The organism is Kosakonia sp. HypNH10 (assembly GCF_029850615.1).
GTDB classification, from domain to species: Bacteria; Pseudomonadota; Gammaproteobacteria; order Enterobacterales; family Enterobacteriaceae; genus Kosakonia; species Kosakonia cowanii.
In genome coordinates this window covers 197,083-223,872 of the sequence record NZ_JAOTIU010000003.1, presented here as the reverse complement: position 1 = coordinate 223,872, position 26,790 = coordinate 197,083, and the positions used below count along the sequence as shown (strand labels likewise).

General features: G+C 53.1%; 21 protein-coding genes. 6 read left to right on the top strand and 15 right to left on the bottom strand.

What is annotated here, in order from left to right:
- Positions 1-237 precede the first annotated feature (237 nt).
- On the top strand, positions 238-2,001 hold the full coding sequence (locus tag N7V53_RS10485) for a sigma-54-dependent Fis family transcriptional regulator (protein ID WP_279793343.1): 1,764 nt from the start codon (positions 238-240) through the stop codon (positions 1,999-2,001).
- 26 nt (positions 2,002-2,027) lie between these two features.
- Here the strand turns inward: N7V53_RS10485 and N7V53_RS10480 are convergent, their stop codons facing one another.
- Positions 2,028-2,744: a serine protease gene (locus N7V53_RS10480; RefSeq protein WP_279793342.1), complete on the bottom strand. Its 717-nt coding sequence runs from the start codon at positions 2,742-2,744 to the stop codon at positions 2,028-2,030.
- 464 nt (positions 2,745-3,208) lie between these two features.
- Between N7V53_RS10480 and N7V53_RS10475 the strand changes: the two genes are divergently transcribed.
- Positions 3,209-4,069, top strand: coding sequence for an alpha/beta hydrolase (locus tag N7V53_RS10475; protein WP_279793341.1), 861 nt, complete (start codon positions 3,209-3,211; stop codon positions 4,067-4,069).
- A gap of 38 nt (positions 4,070-4,107) precedes the next feature.
- Here N7V53_RS10475 and mqo read toward each other — a convergent pair whose 3' ends face one another.
- A complete protein-coding gene (gene mqo, locus N7V53_RS10470; protein ID WP_076769981.1) occupies positions 4,108-5,754 on the bottom strand; it encodes a malate dehydrogenase (quinone) in 1,647 nt (548 codons plus the stop codon).
- A gap of 260 nt (positions 5,755-6,014) precedes the next feature.
- Positions 6,015-6,929, bottom strand: coding sequence for an N-acetylmuramic acid 6-phosphate etherase (locus tag N7V53_RS10465; protein ID WP_279793340.1), 915 nt, complete (start codon positions 6,927-6,929; stop codon positions 6,015-6,017).
- A gap of 173 nt (positions 6,930-7,102) precedes the next feature.
- Here N7V53_RS10465 and N7V53_RS10460 point away from each other — a divergent pair, with 173 nt between their 5' ends.
- Both N7V53_RS10460 and dcuR read left to right on the top strand, forming a co-directional pair.
- On the top strand, positions 7,103-8,719 hold the full coding sequence (locus N7V53_RS10460) for a sensor histidine kinase (RefSeq protein WP_279793339.1): 1,617 nt from the start codon (positions 7,103-7,105) through the stop codon (positions 8,717-8,719).
- Positions 8,716-9,435 (top strand): two-component system response regulator DcuR, encoded by a 720-nt coding sequence (gene dcuR / locus N7V53_RS10455; protein WP_023478324.1) that lies wholly within the window; start codon positions 8,716-8,718, stop codon positions 9,433-9,435. The genes N7V53_RS10460 and dcuR overlap by 4 nt, the downstream gene beginning before the upstream one ends.
- On the opposite strand, the gene N7V53_RS10450 is transcribed toward dcuR, so the two are convergent.
- Positions 9,416-10,378 (bottom strand): FAD:protein FMN transferase, encoded by a 963-nt coding sequence (locus N7V53_RS10450; RefSeq protein WP_279793338.1) that lies wholly within the window; start codon positions 10,376-10,378, stop codon positions 9,416-9,418. The two genes, dcuR and N7V53_RS10450, sit on opposite strands and share 20 nt — an antisense overlap.
- A gap of 95 nt (positions 10,379-10,473) precedes the next feature.
- Positions 10,474-13,251, bottom strand: coding sequence for a flavocytochrome c (locus N7V53_RS10445; protein WP_279793337.1), 2,778 nt, complete (start codon positions 13,249-13,251; stop codon positions 10,474-10,476).
- A gap of 633 nt (positions 13,252-13,884) precedes the next feature.
- Between N7V53_RS10445 and N7V53_RS10440 the strand changes: the two genes are divergently transcribed.
- Positions 13,885-15,396, top strand: a complete 1,512-nt coding sequence (locus tag N7V53_RS10440; protein WP_279793336.1) for an anion permease — start codon at positions 13,885-13,887, stop codon at positions 15,394-15,396.
- 52 nt (positions 15,397-15,448) lie between these two features.
- Positions 15,449-17,098: a class I fumarate hydratase FumA gene (fumA, locus tag N7V53_RS10435; protein ID WP_279793335.1), complete on the top strand. Its 1,650-nt coding sequence runs from the start codon at positions 15,449-15,451 to the stop codon at positions 17,096-17,098.
- A gap of 100 nt (positions 17,099-17,198) precedes the next feature.
- Here the strand turns inward: fumA and N7V53_RS10430 are convergent, their stop codons facing one another.
- The 10 genes from N7V53_RS10430 to N7V53_RS10385 all read right to left on the bottom strand — a co-directional run bounded on the left by N7V53_RS10430 (position 17,199) and on the right by N7V53_RS10385 (position 26,278).
- Positions 17,199-17,573 (bottom strand): hypothetical protein, encoded by a 375-nt coding sequence (locus N7V53_RS10430; RefSeq protein ID WP_279793334.1) that lies wholly within the window; start codon positions 17,571-17,573, stop codon positions 17,199-17,201.
- Between the two features lie 44 nt (positions 17,574-17,617).
- Positions 17,618-18,136 (bottom strand): hypothetical protein, encoded by a 519-nt coding sequence (locus N7V53_RS10425; protein WP_279793333.1) that lies wholly within the window; start codon positions 18,134-18,136, stop codon positions 17,618-17,620.
- Between the two features lie 30 nt (positions 18,137-18,166).
- A complete protein-coding gene (locus N7V53_RS10420) occupies positions 18,167-18,880 on the bottom strand; it encodes a hypothetical protein (protein ID WP_279793332.1) in 714 nt (237 codons plus the stop codon).
- A 351-nt stretch (positions 18,881-19,231) separates the two neighbouring features.
- Positions 19,232-20,302: an ADP-ribosylarginine hydrolase Tri1 gene (gene tri1 / locus N7V53_RS10415; protein WP_279793331.1), complete on the bottom strand. Its 1,071-nt coding sequence runs from the start codon at positions 20,300-20,302 to the stop codon at positions 19,232-19,234.
- Between the two features lie 188 nt (positions 20,303-20,490).
- Positions 20,491-20,877 carry an immunity protein Tsi6 family protein gene (locus N7V53_RS10410; RefSeq protein ID WP_279793330.1) on the bottom strand — a complete coding sequence of 129 codons (387 nt, stop codon included), beginning with the start codon at positions 20,875-20,877 and terminating at the stop codon, positions 20,491-20,493.
- Positions 20,874-22,136: a polymorphic toxin type 46 domain-containing protein gene (locus tag N7V53_RS10405; protein ID WP_279793329.1), complete on the bottom strand. Its 1,263-nt coding sequence runs from the start codon at positions 22,134-22,136 to the stop codon at positions 20,874-20,876. The genes N7V53_RS10410 and N7V53_RS10405 overlap by 4 nt, the downstream gene beginning before the upstream one ends.
- Positions 22,129-22,935, bottom strand: coding sequence for a DcrB-related protein (locus N7V53_RS10400; RefSeq protein ID WP_279793328.1), 807 nt, complete (start codon positions 22,933-22,935; stop codon positions 22,129-22,131). Before N7V53_RS10400 ends, N7V53_RS10405 begins: the two co-directional genes overlap by 8 nt.
- A 12-nt stretch (positions 22,936-22,947) precedes the next feature.
- Positions 22,948-24,882 carry a type VI secretion system tip protein TssI/VgrG gene (gene tssI / locus N7V53_RS10395; protein WP_279793327.1) on the bottom strand — a complete coding sequence of 645 codons (1,935 nt, stop codon included), beginning with the start codon at positions 24,880-24,882 and terminating at the stop codon, positions 22,948-22,950.
- 246 nt (positions 24,883-25,128) lie between these two features.
- Positions 25,129-25,617, bottom strand: a complete 489-nt coding sequence (locus N7V53_RS10390) for a hypothetical protein (RefSeq protein WP_279793326.1) — start codon at positions 25,615-25,617, stop codon at positions 25,129-25,131.
- 133 nt (positions 25,618-25,750) lie between these two features.
- Positions 25,751-26,278, bottom strand: coding sequence for a hypothetical protein (locus N7V53_RS10385; protein WP_279793325.1), 528 nt, complete (start codon positions 26,276-26,278; stop codon positions 25,751-25,753).
- Between the last annotated feature and the right edge of the window lie 512 nt (positions 26,279-26,790).

Below are 26,790 nucleotides of genomic sequence, written 5' to 3'. Positions count from 1 at the left end.
CTCACAGCGTGTGTGGACAGCAGGATATAAGCAGTTGTTATGCCAACCGTTTATACGCTGTCAACAAAAAGCTAAAAACATTATAAAAATCAACAGGTAATAGGATTTTCGTTGCGGAAATGTAAAGTGCGGTAACAAAAAAGTGTGATGGCGATTACGGGAAGTGTGTTGCACGTCGCTACATACGCGACACTCATGTGATACACAATTGCAACATTTCAATTATCGGAGAGTAACATGCCATCACGCGCCCGATCGTTGTCCCCCGCCTCGCACGAGGTCAGCCTGCCGCATCAACTGGAAGATTCCTGGCAGCGCAGTTCACGTTATGGATTAACCCGGGATGATGACGTGCAGCCCTGGGTGGCCTCCTCTCTGCTCAATGACGCCCGCGCGGAGAATGGCTGGGTGAACCACCTGGTCGCCCCGCTGCTGGCGCGCCTGCGTCCGCAACTCTCCAGCCATCCATCGATTCTGGTGTTGTCCGATGCCACCGGCCTGGTGCTGGAGACTTACGGTAATAGCGACTTTCTGCATAAAGCGCAGCGCTTTGCCCTCTCGCCGGGCCATTTGTGGGGCGAACACGCGCGCGGCACCAATGCCATCGGCACGGCGCTGGCATTACAACGGCCGTGCGAAGTTTCCGGCGGCGAACACTTTCTTAGCCGTAACGCCGGGCTGTTCTGCTCCGCCGCGCCAGTGTTCCGCCCCGACGGGCAGATTGCCGGGGTATTGGATCTCTCCACCCCGGCGCAAACCCCACGCCGCGATGCTTCGGCGTTGATCCGCCGCGCGGTGTGCCAGATTGAACATAGCTGGGCCAGCGGCGCGCTCGGCGCAAATCGCTGGTTATTAAGCCTGCATCACGACCGGGCGGTGCTCGGCAGCGCCCAGGAGCTGCTGCTTATTTTTGAAGACAATACACTGCTCGGCGCAAACCGGCTGGCGATGGAGGAGTTTTCCCTCACCGCGAACCACTTTGGCGCGATGGATATTGGCGCCCTCTTTCCGGGGTTCAGTGCAAAAGCCGGTGATTGCGCCCTCGAATCGAGCCACGCGCGGCACTATTATGCCCGCCAGACGCTGCCTACCCGACGCTACAGCGCACCACGCACGGTGTATCAGCCGGATCACATGGCGCGCGAGGAGGAGAAAGCGCTGCGCATCGTCAACGCCGGGATCGCCCTGTGCATTACCGGTGAAACGGGCTGCGGCAAAGAGCATCTGGCGCGGGAACTTTTTCAGCGCAGCCAGTGGCATGAGGGGAAATTTGTCGCCATCAACTGCGCGGCGCTGCCCGAGCCGCTGATTGAGTCTGAACTCTTCGGCTATGTGCCCGGTGCGTTTACCGGCGCAAACCCGAAGGGCTATATCGGTAAATGTCGCGAAGCCGATGGCGGCGTGCTGTTCCTTGATGAGATTGGCGATATGCCGCTGGCCCTGCAAACCCGCTTGTTGCGGGTGCTACAGGAGAAGCGCGTGACGCCGCTCGGCGCCAACAGCAGTGTGGAGGTCAACTTCACGCTGATTTGCGCCACCCACCAGGATCTCGCCGCCCGGGTGCAGGCCGGAAGCTTCCGCGAGGATCTGCTCTATCGCATTCAGGAGTTTCACCTGCCGATCCCGCCGCTGCGCGCGTGGCCGCACCTGACGGGCTTTATTGAAAAACTGTGGCATGAGCTGGGCGCTGCCCGCCGCGGGCTGACATTAAGCGATGAGGTGCTCAACGCACTGGCACAGCGACCGTGGCCAGGTAACGTGCGCCAGTTGTTGAGCCAGCTGCGCGTGCTGATGGCGCTGGCGGAAGATGGCGATCGCATTACGCTTAGCGATCTTCCGGGCGAACCGATCACCGTCGTTAAAACAGAAGCCGCAGGGCAGATCGATGCACGGCAGGCGATTGCCGAAGCGCAGGGCAATATGAGCCTCGCGGCGAAGAAGCTGGGCATTTCGCGCAGCACGCTCTACCGGCGGCTGGAGAAGGAGCAGCCAGGCCGCTAAGCGGCAGCCTGGCTTCATTACCAAAATTACCCGGCAACGGTGGCGTTGATCCAGTCCGCATAGTAGCTGACACGGGTGAACTGCTGCGCTGGCAGAATCAGATCCCGCGAGACAATGCCGACAACGTAACGGCTGCCGTTGTAATCAGCAAACAGCGGGCCGCCCGAATCGCCCCCGGCGGTGGCGTAACCAGCACAGATATGCATCTGCGGCTCGAAATAAGTCGGCGGATAGAACTGCGGGACATCGATACACTGGCTATCTGGCAGCACGCTCAGGTGCCCTTTATAGAGCACATTGGGTTGCAGGCCATTTTCATTCACGCCAAAACCAACACCGGTAAGCGGAATATCCGTCAGCGCCGCGGGAGGCTCATCGCCAGCATTATTTCCGGTGAGTAGCGCAAAATCGGTGCTGGTGGTTTCGCGGGCCAGTTTAATTAAGGCGATATCATATTTAGCCGTTCCCTCCATTGTCCACTCATCATATGAGGGGTGCACAACAACTTTCTCAACCGGCACACTCTCTTTTATTTTCAGCGGCTGGTAACTTTCTGCGCCAATTAAAATATTGGCTTCGGTTAAATCAAACATCGTGGCGCAGTGGGCGGCGGTTAATACCCAACGGGAATTAACCAGTACACCTCCGCAACGGTGTCCGGCGAGCGTATTGTTAGCGTTGATGGTGATAAACTCAGGAAATTCGCCGGGTTGCGCGGGTGTGCCGTTGACGATCCTGACCATGCGGTCACTGGCTGAAGCCACATTTATGCTGCTAAAGGACAAAAGCGCGGCGGCAACGCAAAGCGCCGCTTTAATTTTTGGGGTCACTCTTTTCTCTCCGAAATAAGGCTGACACTCACGCAGGGCGGTAATAATCCCGCCTTTTTTGAAATAGCGTGATTCTGTTAACCGGGCCATAGTGATGATTTAAAACTGCGTGAAATATATAAAGCGAGACGCGGGAAGTAAACAGAGACACTTTTCCTGTTGTTGCGATTATTCTCAACGCACTCTGCGCACAGGGCCTACGAAATGATTTAACGCTTTATCATTGCGGCTTCGTCATTAAAAAATAGGCTGGCATGGCACAGCGGATTATCTGTTGATTGATATCTGGCGATAACAGACGCGGGCGAGTAAGATAGCCACTCACCGTTAAGCGTTTGATTATTCAGACAAATGATAAAAAGGAAATCATAGGTTATATGGATACTTCAACTTATTCGCTCGCCAATGGCATCGCTCTTACCCTGCGCACGCCTGCTGCGGCAGGCCCCCACCCCACCGTCGTATTGTGTCACGGCTTTTGCGGCATCCAGCCGATTCTGCTGCCGGCTTTCGCCGAAGCCTTCACCGCGGCCGGTTTTGCTACCGTAACCTTCGATTATCGCGGCTTTGGCGACAGCGAAGGGGAGCGTGGACGGCTGGTTCCGGCTATGCAGATTGAAGATATTCTTTCGGTTGTGGCGTGGGTCGCCGAGCAGCCCGCGCTGGATACCGGGCGCATCGGATTATGGGGCACCTCATTTGGCGGCTGCCATGTATTCGCTGCTGCCGCGCAGGATGCGCGTATAAAATGCGTGGTCAGCCAGCTGGCCTTTGCCGACGGTGAAGCGATCGTCACCGGCCATATGAATGAAGGCGAAAAGCGCGCTTTTATCGACACGCTGGATAAGATGGCGCAGAAACAGCAGGCGACCGGCAAAGAGATGATGGTGGCGATCACCCGCGTGCTTTCCGATGCCGAATCGAAAGCATTCTTTGAGGAGAACCGCGTCCGCTTCCCGCAGATGGATATCAAAATTCCTTTTTTGACCGTTCGCGAAACGGTGAATTATCACCCCGCTGAGTGGGCAGCAAAGGTGACCTGTCCGACGCTGGTGGTGATTGCGGCGGAAGATAGTGTCAACCCGCCAGCACAAGGCCGGGCGCTGTTTGAAGCGGTGGCAGCAACGGAGAAAGCGCTGCACGAAGAGGCCGGTGCGCGCCATTATGATATTTACAGCGGAGAGGCGTTTGAGCATGTCAGCAAGGTGCAAACCGCGTGGTTTGCCCGCCATCTTTAGGGCATAAAAAAAGGCGCACCGCGGTGCGCCTCTCTTATTTACAGCGCCATATCATGCTGTGGCGCGTTTTCGCTCTTCGGCGCGGCTGGCGTCGCCGCCTGCGCGTCTTTCATGTCGATAACCGGCGGCTTGGTCAGCTCCAGTGCGGCGGCGGTGTCATCCCACACCTGCTGCGTCAGTGCGACGTTGCCGTTCAGATGCTGACCAAAGCTCGGCACAACCTCTTTGATCTTGCTCTGCCACTCCGGCGAGTTGAACTGCTCCGGGAACATCTTCTTGATGACGTTCAGGGCAATTGGCGCAGCGGTAGAGGCACCCGGCGATGCGCCTAACAGCGCAGAGAGGGTTTTCGGCTGATCGACCACCACTTCGGTGCCCAGCTTCAGCACGCCGCCTTTATCTTCATCTTTCTTGATGATCTGTACGCGCTGACCGGCCTGGATCAGTTTCCAGTCCTCTTTACGCGCCTGCGGATAGTACTCTTTCAGCGCTTCAAAACGGTCATCGTCGCTCAGCATCACCTGACCCATCAGGTATTTCACCAGGTCAAAGTTATCCAGACCCACGTGGGTCATCGGCATAAAGTTGCTGGTGGTGGTGGTGCTCAGCAGATCAAAGAAGGAGCCATTTTTCAGGAACTTAGTTGAGAAGGTCGCGAATGGCCCGAACAGCACCACACGTTTACCGTCAATGACGCGCGCATCGATATGCGGAACCGACATCGGCGGTGCGCCCACGGAAGCCTGACCATACACTTTCTGACGGTGAATGTTGGTCACCGCCGGGTTTTCGGTCATCAGGAAAGAGCCGCCTACCGGGAAGCCCGCATAGTTGTCCGCTTCCGGAATACCTGTTTTTTGCAGCAGCTTCAGCGCGCCGCCGCCAGCACCGATAAAGACATATTTCGCATCAATGGTGTGCTCATCGCCGCTTTTCACATCTTTGATGGTCACATGCCAGGAGTTATCGGCATTACGTTTGAAATCGGTGACTTCAGACGAAGTTTGCAGCGAGAAGTTTTTGCTCTTTTTCAGGCTACCGATCAGCTGGCGGGTGATTTCGCCATAGTTCACATCGGTACCGACCGGCGTCCAGGTCGCAGCCACTTTTTGCTGCGGATCGCGCCCTTCCATCACCAGCGGTGCCCACTGCTTAATTTGCTGATGATCGGTGGAGAATTTCATTCCCTGGAATAACGTGGTTTGCTGCAATGCGGCATAACGCTTCGCCAGATAATCCACATTATCGCCCCAGACAAAACTCATATGCGGCGTGGAATTAATAAAGGAGTGCGGGTTGGTTAAAATACCGCGCTTCACCTGGGTAGACCAGAACTGGCGGGAAATCATAAATTGTTCATTAATTTCCAGCGCCTTGGTGACATCAATGGAGCCGTCTTCACGCTGTGGCGTGTAGTTCAGTTCCATATTTGCCGAGTGACCGGTACCGGCATTATTCCAGCCGTTGGAGGACTCAAGCGCAACGCCGTCGAGCTTCTCGACCATCACCTGTTTCCACTCAGGTTGCAGGGTCTGCAGCCAGGTGCCCAGAGAGGCGCTCATGATACCGCCGCCAATCAGCAGGAAGTCGGTTTTTTGGTTCTCTTCCGCCCATGCGCTGGTCGCAGAGCTGACGAGCATCGCGACGGCGCTGAAGGCAATAATTGTTTTTTTCATTGCAGGCATAATTATTCGGTTAGGTAACAACAAGTGATTCGTGGTGACGCATATTAACGTATTTTTACGTTAATTTAAAATATCATTCACAAAATAGAATAATTTTGTTTTTATTTGCTCTTTGCTTTTTTTAATTAAAAAAAGTAGTGGCGCACTCTGTGTGGACTTATTTTGGCGGGAATTTATCTTAAGGGGAGAAATAAAATTTAGTGCATTTCAATTAAATGGAAAATAAATAACGGCCGCGCGCAGCGGCCGAATAGCCATTATCAGGCGTCTACCCTTTCACTTTTTGCCCCGGCGATCGCCAGACGCAAATGGCGATGATTCTCAGCCAGCAGGACCTGCGCCCGCGAAGCATTCACCCCGGTCAGCAGCATTAAAATGGCAGTGCGACACTCATTATTCGCCTGTGCCAGCGCACGTTTCGCCTCTTCACGTGCGCAGTTGCTTGCCGCCATGACTACGGCGATTTGTCGCTCGGCCCAGTGCAGATTCACCGGCGCTATATCGACGCGCAGATTGCCGTAAACCCGCCCGCAACGAATGGCCAGCCCGGTAGAAAACATGCTGAGGATCTGCTGCTGCGCCAGCTGCGCTTTTGGCTCACTAAAACCGCTTACCGCTTCGGCCCCGGTATCGGGCGCTATGACAATGTCGGCGTGCTGCGCCGCCTCGCACGCCTGTGCACGGGTGATCAACGCCACGCGTACACCAGCCGCCCTTGCCTGCTGCAGCGCACCGTTTGCCCACGGTGTTTTGCCGCTTAACGACAGCACCACCAGCATGTCGCGCGCCGTTAGCCCCAGCGCATTGAGATCGTTACTGCCGCGGGCGTAGTCGCTCGCGGCGCGATCCTGCTCTCTTTTCCCCGCCCGTTCGCCACCGGCCATTAACGCCAGCAGCCCGTGCTGGCTATCCGGCGCGAACGCCTCGACGGTATGTACTGCCGCCCGCCCCGACGCACCCGCCCCGGCAAGCACCACTCTTCCGCCCTGGTTAAGCGTCGCGCTGGCGTTATCAACCAGCCGGGCGATCGCCGGCAGGCAGGCGCTAACCGCCTGCGTGACCTCTGCACTCTCCTGATGGATAAGCGTCAGCATATCCAGCGTGGCGAGGCGGTCGATGTCGCCGGTGCGGCTATTACGACGCGCCTCCATTGAACTGTTTGGCTTACTGCTCATACCCTGCTCCTTGTTAAAGGTTCCCTACACACTATAAGGTTATTTCCGCTTCCCGCTTGCGAGTGGGGTCACGCTTCCCGGCGCGACTATTTTTCCTCATTTATCACACGGCTTTATGAATTGCCGCCCATCGGCGATAATAACTTTTCTCAGATAAATGATTCGGGTTCGGCATGACTCAAATAGCGCCCACGGCGACCTCCTCGCGCAAACGGCCAATGAAGTTCGGCACCATGGTTACACTTATGGTGTGCAGCGTGACGGGTTCCGTGCTGCTGCTGGCCTGCGCCCTCTGGTTCTGGCAAATCAGCAACGCCACGCGCGACGGCGTGAAAGCAACCGGCTTCGCGGTGGCGCGTACCCTTGCCAATGCCCCGGAAATCAGGCGCGGGCTGTTACTACCGCCTAATAGTAATGTTATTCAGCCTCTTGCGCAGGCGGTGGCGGCGCGAAACGATCTGCTCTATGCGGTGGTGACTAATATGCAGGGCATTCGCTATGCGCACCCGAACGCCAGCATGATCGGGCAGAACTTTATTGGCGAGGATCTGCAGCCTGCGTTAAAGGGCCACGAGAATGCCGCGGTTAACCGCGGCGTACTGGCCCCGGCGCTGCGCGTGTTTACCCCGGTTTATGATGAGCGCCACCAGCAGATCGGTGTAGTGGTGGTCGGCATTTCGTTAAGCGAAGTCGATGAGCAGGTCAGCCGTAGCCGCCAGGCGGCGATGTGGATCTTAATATTCAGCGCACTGGTGGGTTTTGTTGGCGTCTGGCAGGTGGTGCGGGTGTTAAAGCGCATTCTGCTCGGGCTGGAGCCGTACGAGATTTCAGCCCAGTTTAAACAGCGCCAGGCGATGTTGCAGTCCCTTAAAGAGGGGGTGATGGCGGTCGATGCCGACGGGCGCGTGACGCTGCTGAACCATGCCGGGCGGCGGATGTTACTCAGCAGTACGGCGCAGGGCTCCGGCACGCATCAACCTCTGCTGGCCGATCTGCTGAGCGTGTTGCAGACCGGCACACCTATTTTCGATCGCGAGCTGGGGTGCAATGGTCGCCTCCTACTCAGTAACACCGTACCGGTACGCAGCCAGGAGAGTATTATCGGCGCGATTTGTACTTTCCGCGATAAGACCGAGGTGAGCCAGTTGATGCAGCGGCTCGATGGGATGGTCAATTATGTCGATGCCTTGCGAACCACCTCGCACGAATTCATGAACAAGTTGCATGTCATCCTCGGTCTGTTAAATATGAAGCGCTATGACAAGCTGCAGGAGTATGTGCTGCAAACGGCCCAGAACTACCAGAGTGATATCGGCGCGATCCAGCATCAGATCAAGTCGCCGGTAGTGGCCGGTTTTCTGCTCGGTAAAATCAACCGCGCCAAGGAGTGCGGTTTTACCCTGACGCTGGCGGATGAGAGCCACGTGCCGGATAACCCGAATGAGAAACAGGTGACGGTGCTGGTCACCGTACTCGGTAATCTGATTGAAAATGCGCTGGATGCGATGAGCGGCCAGCAGGAGGGTGAAGTCGGGCTATTCCTGCATTACCAGGATGGCTGGCTGGCAGGTGAAGTAAGCGATGACGGGCCGGGTATTGCGCCGGGCAATATCGACGCTATTTTTCGCAAAGGCTTCTCCACCAAGGGTGAAAACCGCGGCGTCGGGCTTTTCCTCGCCAGCCAGCAGCTGGCTGAACTTGGCGGTACCCTGAGCGTGGAATCTGAACCCGGTGTGTTTACCCAATTTTTTGTCCATCTCCCGTGGGATAGTGAAAGGAAGAACGCGTGATAAATGTATTAATTGTTGACGATGATGCCATGGTTGCCGAGCTGAACCGCATGTACGTGGCGCAGATAGCCGGTTTTCAGTGCTGCGGCACGGCGTCAACGCTGCGTCAGGCCGAGGAGATGGTGAACAATCCGCTGCTTGAGATCGATCTGGTGCTGCTGGATGTCTATATGCAGCAGGACAGCGGTCTCGATCTGCTGCCGATTATTCGTGCCAGCGGGCGCGCAATCGACGTGATTATGATCACCTCTTCCGCCGATGCTGCCACCATTCAGACCTCGCTTCATTACGGTGTAGTTGACTATCTGATTAAGCCGTTCCAGTTCCCGCGTTTTGAAGAGGCGCTCACTGGCTGGCGCGAGAAGCGCAAGCTGATGGATGCGCACCCCTACTATGAGCAGTCGGATGTTGATCGCCTGCTGCACGGCGGCGCGCCGGAAGTTGCAGACACCCGTAAGCTGCCGAAGGGGCTTACTGCCCAGACCCTGCGCACCATTTGCCAGTGGATCGATGCCCATCCGGGAATTGAGTTTTCAACGGATGAACTGGCGAATGCGGTCAATATCTCCCGCGTCTCCTGCCGTAAATACCTGATCTGGCTGGCGCAGATTAATATTCTCTATACCACTATCCACTATGGAGCGACCGGTCGGCCGGTTTATCGCTACCAGCTTATTGCGGAGCAGTACAGCCTGCTCAAACAGTACAGTCAATAAACCGGTAACTGTCGTCAGCGTGGGTGTAGCGGAACTGGCGCTGCGAGGAGAGGATCACTTCGCGTTTTTTAGTGACGAAAAGGGCTTCAATATCCTCGCGCTGCTTCAGAAGCTGACACCCTTTTTCGACACCGAGGCCGAAGATAAGCGTGGTCCAGATATCGCCGTCGAGTGAGTCGCTGGAGATGATGGTCACGCTGTCGAGTTCATTTTCCAGCGGGTAGCCGCTGCGCGGATCGAGGATATGGTGCCAGCGTCGACCATCCTGCTCGAAATAGCGCTCATAGGTGCCGGAGGTGACTACCGACTGGTTGGCAACCTCAAGCGTGCCAATCAGCGCATCCGCCTGTGCGAACGGCTTTTTCACGCCGACCGACCACCGCCCCTGCGGCGTCCCCAGCGTCTGCACGTTGCCGCCAAGATTGATTAACCCCTCGGTCACCCCCTGCTGGTGCAGATAGTCGCGTACCCTGTCGGCAATAAACCCTTTAGCAATCGCGCCGAGATCGATCTCCATCCCGGCCTGCGCAAGAAAAACGCTGCCCGCGGCATCATCGAGAACCACGTCCTGCACGCGCGTGATGCGTAGCCGCGCGGCGATCGCATCCGCCTCCGGCACCCGGTCGCCTTTAAACCCGATTCGCCATAGTTTCACCAGCGGGCCAATGGCCAGATTAAAGGCGCTGCCCGGCATCATGCTGGCGGCTTTGGCACATTTGATAAGCTCAAAAACCGGGCGGCTGGCGGCAACCGGATGCCGTCCTGCGGCGTGATTGATTGCCATCACTTCAGAGTGGGTGCGGTTAACGGTGAAGAGATCTTCGTAGCGCTTAATCAGGGCAAATACGCGGGAGGCAAGCGCCTCATCGTGGACAAAGAGCGTGAGCAGGATGGGCGAGCCCATCAGCACGGCTGAGTAGCGCCAGCTCGGGTTAGCGGACATTGCATACTCCTTCTGTTGCGTACTGGTGGCGCTACGCTTATCAGGCCAGGAAAAATAAGAGGCCTGATAAGACGCAGCCAGTTTGCGTGAATGCGTTACCGTTTTGCGCGCAGCGCAGCCTGATGTCCTGCCAGCGAACCGAAGACAATAATATCTGCCACGGCGTTGCCGCCGATGCGGTTGCCACCGTGCAGGCCACCTACCACTTCACCCGCCGCGAAAGCCCCCGGAATAACCTGCTGCTCGCTGTTAAGCACCTGGGTGTCGGTGTTGATGGTCACGCCGCCCATGGTGTGATGCACACCTGGCGCTATCTGAATGGCGTGGAATGGGCCTTCGTTAATCGGTGCGCGCAGTGCGGTGGTGCGCCCGAAATCATCATCATGCTGTTTTTCAACAAAGCCGTTATAGCGTTCCAGCGTGGCGAGGAAGGCATGATAATCCATGCCCAGCTTATCCGCGAGTTCATGTGGTGAGCTGGCGCTGGTAACAAAACCACGGGCGATATACTCATCCGCCGCTTTGTTTTTCGCACGAACGTGCTCATCAAAGACAATGTAAGCATAGTGCTCCGGCAGCGCGATGATGGCCGCAGAAACTTTATCGCGGGTCGACATCTCGTTGAAGAAGCGGTTGCCCTGCTGATTGACCAGGATTGCCCCGCCGCCGCGAATCGATTCTGAAATCAGATAGGAGGTGTTTTGCTCAACCGTCGGGTGGATCTGGATTTCGCCCATATCCACCGTGGCCGCGCCAAGGCGTTCCAGCAGAGAAATCCCGCTACCGGTCGCGCCCTTATGGTTGGTGGTGACGAAACCGTCCAGATCGGGGCGATATTTTACGACCATCGCACTGTTGGCGCTGAAGCCACCGGTGGCAACAATCACGCTCTTCGCATCAACATTCAGTGTCTCCTGCTCCTCGGTCAGCAGGCGTACACCGCGCACTTCGCCCGCGTCAAAGAGGATCTCTTCGACGGAGGTATCCAGCATAACGTCGATATTGCGTTTGGTAACGTTGCGCAGCAGGCCGCTGATCAGGTAGCCACCAACCGCCGATCCGTCGCGTGGACGGTGCGTACGGTCAATGCTCATACCGCCGGTGGTGGTGATGTCGTTAAGCATAATGCCGCGACGCGCCAGCCACTCAATCGCTTCCGGCGCATGTTCCACAAAGCGGCGCAGCAGCGCAGGATCGTTCTTCTCGCCGCCCCCTTTCAGGGTTTCAGCGTAGAACAGCTCTTTACTGTCCTGAATGCCTTTTACACGCTGGAAGCGGGTTTCTGCCGCGTTCATTCCTGCCGAGGCTTTGATGGTGTTACCGCCGATAGTCGGCATTTTTTCGACAATCAGTACGCTGGCACCTTCATCGTGTGCCTGAATTGCCGCAGCCAGGCCAGCACCGCCGCTACCGATAACAACTACATCGTAATTTTTCGGCGCGCTGGCATCACCGCCCTCTTCCGCGATCCGCGCTTTGCTCGATTTGACCATCGCTTTCGACACCGCTTTTTTCACCGCCTCGCTCTGACTGGTTGCGCCGGAGATGGCGTCCACGTGCGGAGAGTTGGCATCGATGATACGGCTGCGGATCTCTTCAAAGCTGCTGGTAAACTCGACGTCATCAAGCGGGCCTTCTGCCAGCGTAATATCCGCAATACAGTCCGTTTCAAGACTGATATTGAACACAAGCGTGTTGCTGTCGTCCTGCACGGTTTCAGCAAAAACCCCCGGTTTGAACTTCGCCGCGCCCATGCTCATATCACGGATCATCGCTTCTACCAGCGAGAAACGCCAAAGCGGCTCGGGGATGTTCAGGGCTTCACGCTGGGTGCTGTCCATAAAGAGCTCAAGGATTTCACCGTTGGCAATGCGTGAAGCCCAATCCGGGTAGGCGATGCAGGCGCGGCCTACCGCCATCAGATCGTAACCGTGATCCAACCCCTCTTCCGCATCTGCCGCGTTGACGATGCCGCCAACGCCCATTACCGGGATCTGCGCCAGCGTTTCTGAGCGCAACGCGCAATATTTATCGATCAGCGGCGTCGGATCGGTCGTGTCATTAATGGAGGAGCGCAGCGCTGCACCCACGGAGAAGTGCAGATAGTCGAGACCGCGAGCGGCCAGCTTCTCCAGCAGGAACATTGTGTCATCAAAACGGATGCCGGGGACTTCCAGCTCTTCCGGTGAGAAGCGGTAGCCAATGATAAACGCATCATCTGCATACTGCCGTGCCATCTTGTGAGCAATATCCAGCACGGCCAGCGGGAACCTGGCACGGTTTTCTCGGCTGCCGCCCCACTCATCGTCACGCTGGTTGGAGTGGGGAGAGAAGAATTGCTGAATGAGATAAGTGTTAGCGCCATGAATCTCCACGCCGTCGAAGCCTGCCAGGATGGCGCGACGTACCGCTTCGCCAAATTTGGCAATCATGCTTTCAACTTCCGCAGCGCTCATCGCTACCGGCGTTGCGGCACCTTCGCGCGGCGCGGCAATTGCGCTTGGCGCAATCGGTGTGCGTCCGCCGATTAATTTCGGCTCCACCATGCGCCCGCCGTGGTAAATCTGCAGAATGGCTTTTGAACCTTTCTCCCGAATAGCGGCGGCAATTTTTGCCAGCCCGGCGATTTTTTCATCGCTATCAATCCCAATCGCCCCTGGAAAAGCGAGACCGAGATCGTCGACAAAGCAACACTCCACAATAATGGTGCCAATAGCCCCTGAACGTGCGCGGTAATACTCCACTAATTCGCTAGTAACGGTACCGTCAAAATAACCTGTGCAGGTGGTCATTGGCGCCATTAACAAACGGTTTTTCAGTTCTACGCCGTTTGGCAATGTAAACGGGCTGAGAATACGTTCGTTACTGGTCATAATAAACTCCACATCTAAAATTGATAAATCTTGAATTCGGTGACGGATCTATTTTCGTTCTGGTTATTAATCCTGGTGTCGTGTAATTAATATACCGTGAATTTTATTTACCAAATTAATTACGTTAGTTATAAAACTATTTAACCCCTGCAATAACAGACCTACCTCCACTGTATTATCATTTTTAAATATTGCGTTCACATTTTTATAATTACCGGTAACATAATCATTACCTTACGAGATCTTGCACGACGAGACACCATCACCAAAAATATATTATTATCAATCACTTAATAGACAAGCATAGCGTGGAAGCCTTGATTTTCAATACAAATATTTAACATCTCTTCGCTTTTCTGGAAATTAACCACATTATTAATAGTGGGTATTCCAGATATTAAAAAAAGCACATCTCTTTTCGTTTTATTGATCTTAATCAATTGAAATCCCATCGCCAGGGGCAATATAGAAAAAGACTTATTTTGTTATTTATTGCCAACCAATTTTGCGATAAATAAAGATCAGCGGAATAAGAGAAGATAATTTTAATAACTAAAATATCTTTCGAAACTAAATAAATCACACTCTACTCCGCGATCGCTCCGAATTCTTAACTACTTGTAGATGCTCACTATGAAAGAGAAAACTCCAACCCCAGCTTCTGCTACTGCAGAGCGCGCAAAGGCCGGTAATAAAAACCGCCTGGTGATGATGGCACTACCCATTATCGTGGCCATACTGTTACTGTTCGTTCCGGTGCCAGAAGGCTTACCGCCTTACGCATGGCACTATTTTGCTATCTTCGTTGGCGTGATTGTCGGCCTGATCTTTGAGCCGCTGCCAGGTGCCGTAATCGGTATGACCGGCGTGGTAGTGATCGCGCTCTGCGGTCAGTGGCTGCTGTTCAGTCCGGAACAGCTGGCAGACCCGAAATTCAAGCTGGCGGGCCAGTCCTTTAAATGGGCGGTCAGCGGTTTCGGCAACTCCACCGTCTGGCTTATCTTCGGCGCATTTATGTTTGCTGCCGGTTACGATAAGACCCAGTTTGGTCGCCGCCTGGCGCTGATCCTCGTCAAATACCTGGGTCGCCGCAGCCTGACGCTCGGCTATGCCATCACCTTCGCCGATCTGCTGCTGGCCCCGTTTACCCCATCAAACACCGCGCGCAGCGGCGGGACTATCTATCCGATTATTGCCAATCTACCGCCTCTGTATGGTTCAAAACCGAACGATCCGAGCGCGCGCCGTATTGGTTCTTATCTGATGTGGGTGGCGATCACCGCTGCCTGTATCACCAGCTCTATGTTCCTTTCCGCTCTTGCGCCTAACCTGCTGGCGCTGGCGCTGGTGAAAAGCATTGTTGGGATTAATATCTCCTGGGGCACCTGGTTCATCGCCTTCCTGCCGCTGGGCCTACTGTTGATTCTGACTATGCCGCTGCTGGCGTACTGGTTCTATCCGCCCGAAGTGAAAGTGAATGATGAGGTCCCGCTGTGGGCGAGCCGCGAGCTGGAGAAGCTGGGCAGAATGTCCCGTAATGAAATTCTGCTGCTGGTCTTTGTCTGCTGTGCGCTGCTGATGTGGATTTTCGCCGCCGACTTTATTGAACCGGCACTCGCCGCCCTGCTGGTTGTGGTGCTGATGCTGTGGACCGGTGTTCTGAGCTGGAACGATATCACCAGCAATAAACCGGCATGGAACACCTTTGTCTGGTTCGCCACGCTGGTCGCGCTGGCTGATGGCCTCTCATCCACCGGTTTTATTGCCTGGCTGGGCAAAGAGGGCGGACTGCTGATGAGCGGCGTCTCTCCGGGCATGGCAACCATCGCTCTGCTGCTGGCGTTCTATCTGCTGCACTATCTCTTCGCCAGCACCACGGCACACACCACCGCGCTGCTGCCGGCGATGCTGACCATCGCAGCGACCATTCCTGGCATCAATATGGAAGTCGTTGTGCTGGTGCTCTGCACCTCGCTGGGTGTCATGGGTATCATCACCCCATACGGCACTGGGCCAAGCCCGATTTACTACGGCAGCGGCTACCTGCCGACTAAAGATTACTGGCGTCTCGGTACCATCTTCGGTGCCATCTTCCTCGCCGCTCTGCTGTTGATTGGCTATCCGTGGATTACCATGATGTTCTGATTCATAACCGTCGGGTTTTCACGGCGGTTTTATTTTTGTGGAGTAATGAGCTATGTCGAACAAACCGTTTGTTTATCAGGATCCGTTCCCGCTGGCAAAAGATGAGACGGAATACTATCTGCTGAGCCGCGAACATGTCTCTGTCGCAGAGTTTGAAGGTGAGCAGGTACTGAAAGTCGAGCCGCAGGCGTTAACGCTGCTGGCACAGCAGGCCTTCCACGATGCCGCGTTTATGCTGCGCCCGTCCCATCAGAAACAGGTTGCCGCCATTCTGAACGACCCGCAGGCAAGTGAGAACGACAAGTATGTCGCCCTGCAATTTCTGCGTAATTCCGAAATCGCGGCCAAAGGCGTGCTGCCTACCTGCCAGGATACCGGTACTGCGATCATCATGGGTAAAAAAGGTCAGCGCGTCTGGACCGGTGGTGGCGATGAAGCCGCGCTGGCGCGTGGGGTTTATAACACCTACACCGAAGATAACCTGCGCTATTCGCAGAATGCGCCGCTGGATATGTACAAAGAGGTCAATACAGGCACTAACCTGCCCGCGCAGATCGATCTCTATAGCGTTGACGGCGACGAGTATAAATTCTTGTGCATCGCCAAGGGCGGTGGTTCGGCTAACAAGACCTATCTCTATCAGGAGACCAAGGCGCTGATCACCCCGGCGAAGCTGAAAAACTATCTGGTGGAGAAGATGCGCACGCTGGGCACCGCGGCCTGCCCGCCCTACCATATCGCCTTTGTGATTGGTGGAACCTCCGCTGAATCAACGCTGAAAACCGTGAAACTGGCGTCGACCCGCTACTACGATGGCTTGCCGACCGAAGGGAATGAGCACGGTCAGGCATTTCGTGACGTTGAACTGGAACAGGCATTGATGGAAGAGGCGCAAAATCTCGGACTTGGCGCGCAGTTTGGCGGGAAGTACTTTGCGCATGATATCCGCGTGATCCGCCTGCCGCGACACGGTGCCTCCTGCCCTATCGGCATGGGTGTCTCCTGCTCCGCCGACCGTAACATCAAAGCGAAAATTAACCGCGACGGGATCTGGATTGAGAAAATGGAGTCGAATCCGGCGCAGTATATCCCGGAAGAGCTGCGCCAGCAGGGTGAAGGCAATGTGGCAAAAATCGATCTCAACCAGCCGATGAAAGCGATCCTCGCCCAGCTTTCTGCCTTCCCGGTATCGACCCGCGTTTCGCTCAACGGCACGATTATTGTGGCGCGCGATATTGCCCACGCGAAGCTGAAAGAGCTGATTGATAATGGCGAAGAGCTGCCGCAGTACGTGAAAGATCACCCGATCTACTACGCTGGCCCGGCAAAAACGCCAGAAGGTTATGCTTCTGGTTCGCTTGGCCCAACCACCGCAGGGCGTATGGATTCCTACGTAGACCTGCTGCAATCGCATGGCGCGAGCATGATCATGCTGGCAAAAGGCAATCGCAGCCAGCAGGTCACCGATGCCTGTGCCAGACATGGCGGTTTCTATCTGGGAAGTATTGGCGGCCCGGCTGCCGTACTGGCGCAGCAGAGCATTAAGAGCCTGGAGTGTGTTGCGTACCCGGAACTGGGTATGGAGGCGATCTGGAAGATAGAAGTGGAGAACTTCCCGGCGTTTATTCTGGTGGATGATAAAGGGAATGACTTCTTCCAGCAGATCCAGAACAAGCAGTGCGCGGGCTGTAAGCAGCGGTAAGTAATATGTGAAAAACCCTGGTGGAGTTTCGAGCTGGGGTTTTTTATTGCGTTAATAGCCGCGGGCGTCTGGCGGTGCTTTTTTGGGGTATTGCAATGTATTATTGATCATCGCTAACCACCAGCAGCGCATAAAGTGTAGCGATGTAGCGGGCGGGCTGCTGCTCTTTATAACTGAAGACAAGCAGCGTTTTCCCTTGCCCACCCTCACAACAGTGGGTCAAGTACAGAAGCGAACCCAGTGGCGTGCAGTAGCGGGTAATAGCCTCAGGGTTGAAGGTAATGGCTTTGATTCGGCTTGCCACAGCAACCTGGATTTGCTCAGGCAGCCGGGCAAAATCCTGGCTCTGGTAGAGATCCGGCTCAATCTCTTGCTGACAACGCGGGCAGAGCAGCTCGACACCTTGATTGAAAAAACGTGTTTCCACACCATCGTGCAGCATGACGCGTTTCTTGATGAGCTTGTCGATTTTCATCTTCATCCCCCCTGCCCGGCAAGTTAATAATTCAGGCAATCCGTTCAGTCATTTCCTGTACTGATATTAATGACCTTCACTTTACCGCCGGTGACATCGAAAGCGATGTTTTTGCTATTTAGTGAATACGTAATCCACTCTTCACCGTCGCTGTTAGCGGTCTCCCCTGCGCCGTAATGCTCAATCACACTCTGTTTCGCATCACCAGGCGCAACGCCGCGCGCGGTGTGCAATGTCGGGGAGTGCAGCGTTATCTGGCTGATGACGTAACTGTCAATGCTTTTGCCGCGCTGCTGCCAGTCGATGTTGGCGCTGTAGATATCAAAATCCTCAAAAATGTGGCGATAAAACTTATAATTTTCATCACCAAATGGCACTTCACCGACAAAATCCTCGCTGACCTGCTTCCCTAACGCCGCAAGCAGATTACGATCCCAATCCTGCCCAAGGGTGATTGCCTGTTTATTAATTTCAACGGTGAAGTCATTTTCCGCCAGCGGCGTTTGCGCAGCCTGGGCAGATAAACCAAACAGCAGCGTAAAAACGGAAACTATTCGTCGCATTAACCTTTCCATAATCAGTCAAAAGAACCGCTATTTAAGCCAGCTACCCGCCTGGTTGACAAGCGTTTTACCCGCCTGAGTTACCACCAGTTTCGGCGGATTATAATCCACTATGTAAAGAACATCACCATTATGGAATTCTGCGCCAGTGACGCGGTTTGCACCATCCAGCCGCGTTTTACCATGCAGGCTAATCTGCTGGCTGTCTCGGTTCCGTGCGCCGATATATAGCAGATCATCGCAAGGCGTGGGGAACTCACCGCAATTATTACGGATCGCAATCATAAAATTATCTGTGCGGATAATTTTCGTGGTCGCGCCATTGTGAACAGTCTCTTTAACCAGGGCGTAATTTTCCGGAGCATAATAGTCACCGCGTTCGGGCGGCTGCGTAAGATGCCACGCCATTTTGTCACCATGAATAACCAGCGTGGCTTTGCCGTTTTTACCGCCAAAGCTCGAATCAAACGTAACAATAGCAGTGTCGTTATCAACTTCGCCGCGCAGATTATTGTGCTGTTCATCCGGGCAATCGATGCGGTTACCACGCTGGGTAATAAAACAATACGACCCGGTAATTTTATTACTCTGCTGGGATAATTTCAGCGTTAATGTGGACTCGCTGCTTTCATTGCCATGCCACTGCCCGGTAAAATTCGTTGCCGACGCAGCGCCGGTGCAGCAGGAGAACAAAAAGCTCGCGGCGAAAAAGTAGAGCCTGTAGTGAAATGAATGTCTACCCATAGCGTGCGTTAGATCCCTATCAGCATTCCAAAAAATCTGTAAATTCTTAAGGCCCGTAAAAGAACATCAGTGTCGATAAGTCGTCAAGGTCGGCTGTCGATAAAGCATTTTTTCCCTGCGGTCTTAATGACAGATAATTCCTTTCATAAGGATGGTCGACGGATGTTCCCGTGCCATGGTCATTAATGCTTCGATATCCGAGGGGTTTTTAAGTGCTTTGCAGAGGAAATTGTGCAGAGCTTCACCCTCATTACGGGTTAAGTGATTCATGACAATTTTCTCGTTAAAAGTGAAAGCGCAGCAATACTGCAAACGCCTATGCAATTCAAGAGAGTAAATGTTTCACTCTGCTTAAAGAAAATCTTTATCCGGGGCGCGGTCAAATAGCTCACCCGCAATACTCGCAATCCGTTCATGTTGAACCAGTTTGTCTTTCCACTCTTGAGGAATACCCGCGTAGCCGTATAATGCCCCGGCAATCTGCCCGGCTGTAGCCGCAACGCTGTCGGCATCGTCGCCCAGATTAGCCGCTAATAAAATCGCATCACGAAAGTTATCCGTATTCCATACCGCCCACATGGCAGCTTCAAGCGTGTCGATAACATAAGCACTGGAACGAATCTGATCGCGCGTTTTTTGTTTGTACTCACCGGCATTAATGATAAGCACACGTGAAGCGAGAGGGACGATGTGTGGTGAAAACGTTTTTTCTTTGTCATAACCGTAGATTAAATGATTCAACAGCAAACCAAGAAAAAAACAGGCTGAAAGGGATTCGGTCGTACCGTGCGTTGCCTGGCTTTGCGCCTGGGAATCAAACCATATTCCGCGTACGGTTTTGCGGCGAAATATAGCTACCGGAGCTTCACGAACTAATGCTGCATTACCTGCAGTATTTTTCTCTGTATTACCCATCCACGTTTCACCATGCAGGAGGTATTGCTCAAGCGCAAAACGGGTCGTGTTGCCGATATCAAAGCAGATGCCATTGCTGCTATTCTCACCCCGCTTATACCAACGCACCAGGCGATTACGAAAATCCTTAAAATCCAATGTATTATTTTGCAGATAGGTTTCTGCAAGGCACAGCATCATTGAGGTATCACCCGTCCACTCGCCAGCCTTAAGCCCGAAGATTCCACCACCTACCATATCGCTCACTCTATAGCGATCGCGTGGCTGAAATGCAAGCGTCGCCCCTACAGCATTACCTACTGCCAGCCCAACTAATGCGCCAATGGCCTTATCGCGGGCATCAGGAATGGACGTCAGAAGCGGAAGCGCTTTATCCCAGGCATCATATTTTACGGCGGCAGGATCCGGAGCTTCAGACAACATTTTGCGGACGTTAAGGGGGCGGTAATGACTATATCGATCGCTATAGATACTGATTGTTAAGTCATCTGCATGCAAATCGATCATTGGCGACCCTTAAAAGAGAAATAGTTTATAGTGCCGAAATGGCACAACATTAAGCGGTTGCCCGCAATGATGGCATTAACCATCATTGTCTGAGATAGACTTTGCTAATGAGACTAATTTTGAAAATTTACTTATCTGATTGAAATTTTATTTCAGATAATAAAACATGCACCAAACCAGAATAACAATCAGACATTAAAATCATCCGGATATAACAAAGCCAGTCTTTTTTGCGTCTCAGCAAAATTTTTATTGACTTGATGAGGCAGCTGTACTTTCAATCCTTTTCGAATCTGTGACGCAATATAAAAAGCGTCGGTCAGTCGCTCAAAGAAAATTTCATCGGAAGTTTCAAACTCTTTTACAGCATACATACCAAAAGTGAGTTCGCGTAGCTTACTTTTATCCTTCTGGGTACCTTTTACAACATCTCGCAAATATTCCAGCTGCGCAACAATTGATCTGTACATAGGTTCGAGCGCACCAGCATCCGGGTTACTTTTTATTGCACTGTGTCTTTTGATTGCCAGCCTCAATGCCTTCTCAACATAATCTAATGCAGTTAATTGAGTCATTTAACGGGTGTCCAGGTATCTCTTTGTGTTGTAAACCATTGTATGCCACCGCCCTCTGTTTGGAAAGGTTTGCCGGGAACAGACCAGGTATCAAGAGCTGGAGTAGCTGTACTTCTTAGCATCAGCGTTTTCTCCTGCGCCTGGTAAGCAATGACCTCTTTCGGCACTATATCTGTTGTGCCGCGAACCTGACCAACAGGGTTTATTCCGAGTTTAGTCGGTGGGGTATTTTCATTCATCGAATACCAGTTGCCCTGCCAGTTACCCGGCGATTGGTTCTGATAGGCTATTTTCCCGCGGTTAATTGTTTCAACCGAAACCCTTTCTTCAAGGTTAATACCTGACATATATGCGTCAATTTTACCCTCTTCAACACCCTGTTTGCGCATGAAATCTTCAACCGTTTTTCTGTTACCGCGAATGTTGATATCTTTATTTAAATTACCGGTGCGTTCGAACTTCGCATTCAGCTCAGCGCGGCGAGCTGAGACGGCTGGAGTGGGAGCAGGTTGCGCCACAGGTTTGCCAGCCCGCCAGGCATTAAACTTCGCCCCGCCTTTAGCACCCAGGCCACCGCCAATGAGTCCGCCAAGTAGCATGCTCCATTTTTGACCATCGCTGCCCTCACCAAAAAACTCACCGCCAACGTAATTGCCGAGCGTTCCTCCGGTCATGCCACCTGCAGTGCTAAGCAGTGCAATGGCTGGCCCGGCAATCACGGCGAGCGCGCCTGCACCAACCCCCAGCATTACCCAGTTGACCCACCCGGGGATCTCCGGGCTGATCTCATCGGTTTGCACCTTTGCACCGCCAATAAATACATTGGCGGAACCCTTGAAGATCTCTGCGCTGCAGGTTAAACGATCGCTAATGCGCGCAGCAGGATAATTATTGATGTAAACCTTTATCGATCCCTCTGCGACGCGCTGAGGTGTTCCGCTGTGTTCATCACATTCACCGAGCGACAGATGTGCGCGAATCGCCTTACGGCTGTTGATAAAAACATCAGGAGATCCTTCTTTCAGCGTTCCGGTAACGTGCCTGGGAGCCCATGACATACTGCCAAGGACTTCTCCCAGGCCTCCGCCTGCGCAAGCGCTTGCCGCAACAGTAGAAACGACGACCAGCGCAGCACCACCAGTTACCGCTACGGCAGCTACGCCAAGCAGAGCGCCGCCGATAAGACCCGCAATCATCCAGCCTTTCGACGCCGTATGTGCGATCGGATCATCAACCCGCGCAGCTTGATACTCAGCCATGATTAACATCACTTCCGTTGCGTGTAAGGAAACGCCGGACCCCTTCTAAGGAGTCCAGGCCGGCAACGCCTTCATATGTTCGACAGGCAGATAACTGCTGCGCTAGATGGTGTCCGCCCGTCTGCGGAAGTGTCCACAGCGCATAGCGTACCGGCTCACTTCCCGGTACGGCAGCGATCCTCAATGCCTGCCCATCCTGAGCATAGATCAAAAATAAGCCTTCCCGTGCACGCTGCAAAGGCAGGTGCTGATAGAGAGATTGTATACCGTCAAAAGATGTTAACTGCTTCGTTTCTGTATCGAGAGCAAAGAAGATTCGCCGATCATCAGCAAGTAACATTTGCTCAGGCTCTGTTTCCCGCTGACGATGGAATTTGATGCTGTGGATAATATCCTGATACTGCCGCTGATAATATTGACTAAATTCATCGGGGCATGTGCCAATATAACAAACAATTTTTTTGCCTGTGGGCTGCTCATCCAGTAAGACTACCGTCTGGCGTTGAAAAATAACCGTGCCATCATTTTTAAACTGGTAAAAAAGTTCAACCGCAGGTTCACCATCAACTGACACGGGCTGCGATAAATGAAGACAAAATTCTGGAACGGTAATTTCCATTTCGCGTAAAATTCGCGCCGCTACAGCCTGAATATTTTCACCTTTTTTAGCGCTGGCTCGGGACACAACAAAGGTGAATTCACTTGCGCCATTATCATTTAGCGTAAATAAATTCATGGTGCGATCTTTAAACATATCCGGTAGCGCAATCGTCGCTTCCTGAAGAGTATAGTCAGCCATTTCTGTATCCCTTTACTTATTGCTGTTAATAATAAAAAAGCTATCAACTTCTTCTTGTATGGCACTTTGATGACCCGAGCCAGGTGCAACTATATCTGCATGCCCTCCATCCGGGTTCAGGTGAAGCTCACCGCCCAATGTATTTATCTGCCCTGTTTGTTTGACGGTAAAATTAAAATTATTGCCAACAATATTGATATTGCCATCGTTGGTTAACTCAATGGCGCTCTCACCGCATTCCAGACGCAAAGAAATGCCTGCGGATAAGGTGAATGAATTGACAACTTTATCATTTCTGTCGCTGCCGGTTAAATTCAGGGTATTTACTTTTACGCCGCTCTTCTGATCTTGCACCACGCGCAGCGTTTCGTTCTCGCCGACAAACTGCGTATGATTTTTTTCGATGGTGTGAGTTTCATCATTCTCAACATCAACATCAAGATTTCGCTCCGCATGCAACCACACCTGCTCTTCGCCCGCTTTATCTTCAAAGCGCAGGGCATTAGCGTTATCCACCGAGCCATCTTTCGATCGGCTCAGGAAGCCCATCTGTGTGGCCGCTGCCGGTAATGCCCATGGCGGCATGCTCGCTTCGTTGTAGACGCGCCCTGTCACAATCGGACGGTCCGGGTCGCCGTTGATGAAGTCAATCACCACCTCATCACCCACGCGCGGGATTTGCACTCCGCCGAAGCCCTGGCCTGCCCACGCGCTCGACACGCGCACCCAGCAGGAGCTGGTGTCATCCCCTTTCGCCTGCCGGTCCCAGTGGAACTTCACCTTTATGCGGCCATATTTATCTGTCCAGATGCTCTCCCCCCGCGGGCCGACCACTTTTGCCGTCTGCGGGCCGTGGGTTTTCGGCCACGCCGTTACCGGTGCCGGGCGGAACACCACCGACGAGGGAATGACGGTGAAGTCGGTGCGGTGCACCGTCTCGCCGTCTGACCCGCTGGCGTAGCGGTTCTCCTCGAGGAAGTAGTTTGCCTCGGTGGTCAGGTACTCGCCGTTGTCACTGAAGAACGGCGCGTTATAAAGTGCGAAGGTGTGACCCGGTGCGATACCCGTTGCCGTGGCGGTGGCCTGAATCTGCTGGTGCTCCACCTGCCACCGCTCCTGGCGGATGCGGGCATAGTATTCACCGTGACCGTGCTCGACGAAGCGCCCCGGCCAGTCATAGACGTCAATGCTCCCCGGCTGCGGCGAGGCCGGGTTCTGCCGGGCCTGGAACAGCCAGGCGTTTGGTTTGCGGAAGTCGTAGTCATCAAGGCTGTAGATACCCGGCGTCACGCTGTCCTCCAGCGCCCACTGGCTGATGCCCTCTTTGCTGGTGCTGCCGCCGGACGGTGTCGGGTGGTAGGGAATGGTTTCGTACCCGCTGAAGGGCTGGTGTTCCGTGGCGGCGTCCGTCAGCACCATCACATGCCGGTCGGCTTCGTGACTGAAGTGGTAGGCAATGCCCTCAAGCTCCATCAGACGGCTGATGAAGTCAAAACTGCTCTCCTGGTACTGTACGCAGTAGCCCCAGCTCCGGTAGCTGCCGGTCAGGCGGTCCTCAAGATTCACCTGGTATTCGCCAAGCAGGGTTTTCACGATTTGCGGCACCGTCTGCTCCTGGAAGATTCGCAGGTTGCGGTCGCGCTTCATCGGCCACACGTCCGGCTCCACCGTCAGCCGGTAGACCGCATACCGCGTCCCGGACATCTCCGTGGCGCTCACCGCCACGCGGGTGATTTTGCCGTTGAAATGGCGCATGCCGCCGGCAATCCCCTGCGTCGGTACATTCACCGTTACCGGCTGGCCGAGCAGCTGGCTGCGGTCGATGCGCGCGTCGGTGCCCAGCACCGTCAGGGAGAAGGCAAACGCTTCAGACAGCGCCTCGCGACCGGTGAGTTTCCAGAAAAGCAGGCCGTCTACCGGCAGAATGACTGTAATCCTGTCTTGCATGATGCGATCCTTAATGAAATATCTTATTCGGAAAATGTTTACCGGCAGAAACACAATATCTGACGAGCTGGAATTTCAGGCCTTGAATAATTTTCCGATATTGCTGTTGATAAGACTCACTGAATTCGCCCGGGCACCTACCGACATAGTTGGCTAATTGTTGACCCGCAGAAGGTAGGCTGGCTGAACGCTGATAAATACCCGTTTTTCATTGCTGAACCGATAAACAGTTCAACAAAAGCATTGCTAAGACTCAGGGATGGAGCTGGCCTGAGGCGCCATATCCGAGAGCGTTTTTCCATCAAACTGGCTTGCCCACTGTTGAATATCCCTGTCGATGGCGTCATTGGGGTGATTAGTACGGTAGTTCACCACACTGTCATCTGGCAAAATCCATGCTGCAGACAACCGACCATCGGGATAGATGACGAAGGCCGAGGCGTTCTCCTGAGCAAGATGCTGCATCCAGCCAGAAACAAATAGTCCACCATCCGCAGTGTGGTGCGGCTCGCCATAAACATCGAAATTAGAAATGAAAGTGTCGTATTCATTCCTCAGCAGCTTTTTAAGCTGTGCAACGACGGCTTTGTCGGCAGTAATGCCTTCCACCGTGTCTAACTTATCGTACTGGTTAAGCTGAAGCGCGGCTGAAGCATGAGGGAGTGTAAATAACAGCCAGGTTAATAAAGCAGCGTAATATGGCACTTTGCCAAAGGCGCGACGGTGATATGACATACTCTTTCCCTGACAACCTAAGTTGGTTCTTATGAGGTTTTAATTGCACGCATCAAAATACATCACAGGTGATGAATGAATCTATAAAAAGCGATTGAATGTCGACGGTTAAGTGTTACAAAGCGCACTGGAGTTATACGTCATCGGCAAAATTTCGCACCGTCATTCTCTTAAGACAGGCCGGTTCGGCATAAGGAAAGGCGAAAGCTGTCGCATTACCGTTTTTATCTAAAGGGGTGATCCAGGCAAAAGTTTCATTAACCGAGTGCCCGTGTGGCGCGCTAAAGAGCTTTAGCTGCGGATAAATATTTCTAACGTCTGACAATAAAATACATCCATTACTCACGTCATAGTGGATGATAGAAACCTTCGATGGATGGTTATGACCTAATCGCACAGCAAGATTAGACAGGGTAATCCCGCCATTAAGCGTGAAAGGTTTGGTTGTCAGCCAGTATTCATTGGCCGGATCCAGACGAAAAAGCGGATGCCCCACAATCGGCTCAACGGTATTCACATCCTGACCGATGCTCTCTTTCAACTGGTCTGCGAAGTCACTCAACGCTTTTAGTTGTACAACATTGTCATCTGATGAGGCGTGAGCAGAGAACATTGCTAAAGCTAATATCGGAATAATATAAACAAGTAATTCTCGTTTCAAAAGTTAATATCCTTTTCTGCTTACATTCGTCATAATATTTTATTTTTATCTCATAGCGGTAGAATTAGCCACTTAATTCTCAGGAATCACCGACATGCGATCTACAACCACTTTTCTGATATACAGAGTATGACACCGAGGTATATTTCTTAATATATAACCTTTCCTTCTGGCACCAAAGCATAAACTAAGTATCGTCACATAATAACGGCCTGCCATTACTATCCTTAACAAATACGATCCTTTTTCCAACACTATCTGTCTTTGCCAGATATTTATTTCCTCCCTGCCACGCATCCATCGTTATTAATATAATCGTTTATTATGATTTTCAACAAGCCATGACTTTTTTGGATTTCAGCTTCAATGCGTAACGACATCTCCACTACTGGGTTATAATTTAAAAAAGACCTGTTTTTTTTCAAAGATAAAACCGTAGCGCTAACCTCTTTACCATCAGCAACAAAGCGTTCTTCTCTGCTTGTATTTTCTTTAACTTATATTTAACGAAG

Excerpts from the sequence above, each read along its gene's own strand:
- N7V53_RS10485 (WP_279793343.1), top strand. The coding sequence starts at position 238 with ATGCCATCACGCGCCCGATCGTTGTCCCCCGCCTCGCACGAGGTCAGC.
- N7V53_RS10480 (WP_279793342.1), bottom strand. The coding sequence starts at position 2,744 with ATGGTCAGGATCGTCAACGGCACACCCGCGCAACCCGGCGAATTTCCT.
- N7V53_RS10475 (WP_279793341.1), top strand. The coding sequence starts at position 3,209 with ATGGATACTTCAACTTATTCGCTCGCCAATGGCATCGCTCTTACCCTG.
- mqo (WP_076769981.1), bottom strand. The coding sequence starts at position 5,754 with ATGCCTGCAATGAAAAAAACAATTATTGCCTTCAGCGCCGTCGCGATG.
- N7V53_RS10465 (WP_279793340.1), bottom strand. The coding sequence starts at position 6,929 with ATGAGCAGTAAGCCAAACAGTTCAATGGAGGCGCGTCGTAATAGCCGC.
- N7V53_RS10460 (WP_279793339.1), top strand. The coding sequence starts at position 7,103 with ATGACTCAAATAGCGCCCACGGCGACCTCCTCGCGCAAACGGCCAATG.
- N7V53_RS10450 (WP_279793338.1), bottom strand. The coding sequence starts at position 10,378 with ATGTCCGCTAACCCGAGCTGGCGCTACTCAGCCGTGCTGATGGGCTCG.
- N7V53_RS10445 (WP_279793337.1), bottom strand. The coding sequence starts at position 13,251 with ATGACCAGTAACGAACGTATTCTCAGCCCGTTTACATTGCCAAACGGC.
- N7V53_RS10440 (WP_279793336.1), top strand. The coding sequence starts at position 13,885 with ATGAAAGAGAAAACTCCAACCCCAGCTTCTGCTACTGCAGAGCGCGCA.
- fumA (WP_279793335.1), top strand. The coding sequence starts at position 15,449 with ATGTCGAACAAACCGTTTGTTTATCAGGATCCGTTCCCGCTGGCAAAA.
- N7V53_RS10430 (WP_279793334.1), bottom strand. The coding sequence starts at position 17,573 with ATGAAAATCGACAAGCTCATCAAGAAACGCGTCATGCTGCACGATGGT.
- N7V53_RS10425 (WP_279793333.1), bottom strand. The coding sequence starts at position 18,136 with ATGCGACGAATAGTTTCCGTTTTTACGCTGCTGTTTGGTTTATCTGCC.
- N7V53_RS10420 (WP_279793332.1), bottom strand. The coding sequence starts at position 18,880 with ATGGGTAGACATTCATTTCACTACAGGCTCTACTTTTTCGCCGCGAGC.
- tri1 (WP_279793331.1), bottom strand. The coding sequence starts at position 20,302 with ATGATCGATTTGCATGCAGATGACTTAACAATCAGTATCTATAGCGAT.
- N7V53_RS10410 (WP_279793330.1), bottom strand. The coding sequence starts at position 20,877 with ATGACTCAATTAACTGCATTAGATTATGTTGAGAAGGCATTGAGGCTG.
- N7V53_RS10405 (WP_279793329.1), bottom strand. The coding sequence starts at position 22,136 with ATGGCTGAGTATCAAGCTGCGCGGGTTGATGATCCGATCGCACATACG.
- N7V53_RS10400 (WP_279793328.1), bottom strand. The coding sequence starts at position 22,935 with ATGGCTGACTATACTCTTCAGGAAGCGACGATTGCGCTACCGGATATG.
- tssI (WP_279793327.1), bottom strand. The coding sequence starts at position 24,882 with ATGCAAGACAGGATTACAGTCATTCTGCCGGTAGACGGCCTGCTTTTC.
- N7V53_RS10390 (WP_279793326.1), bottom strand. The coding sequence starts at position 25,617 with ATGTCATATCACCGTCGCGCCTTTGGCAAAGTGCCATATTACGCTGCT.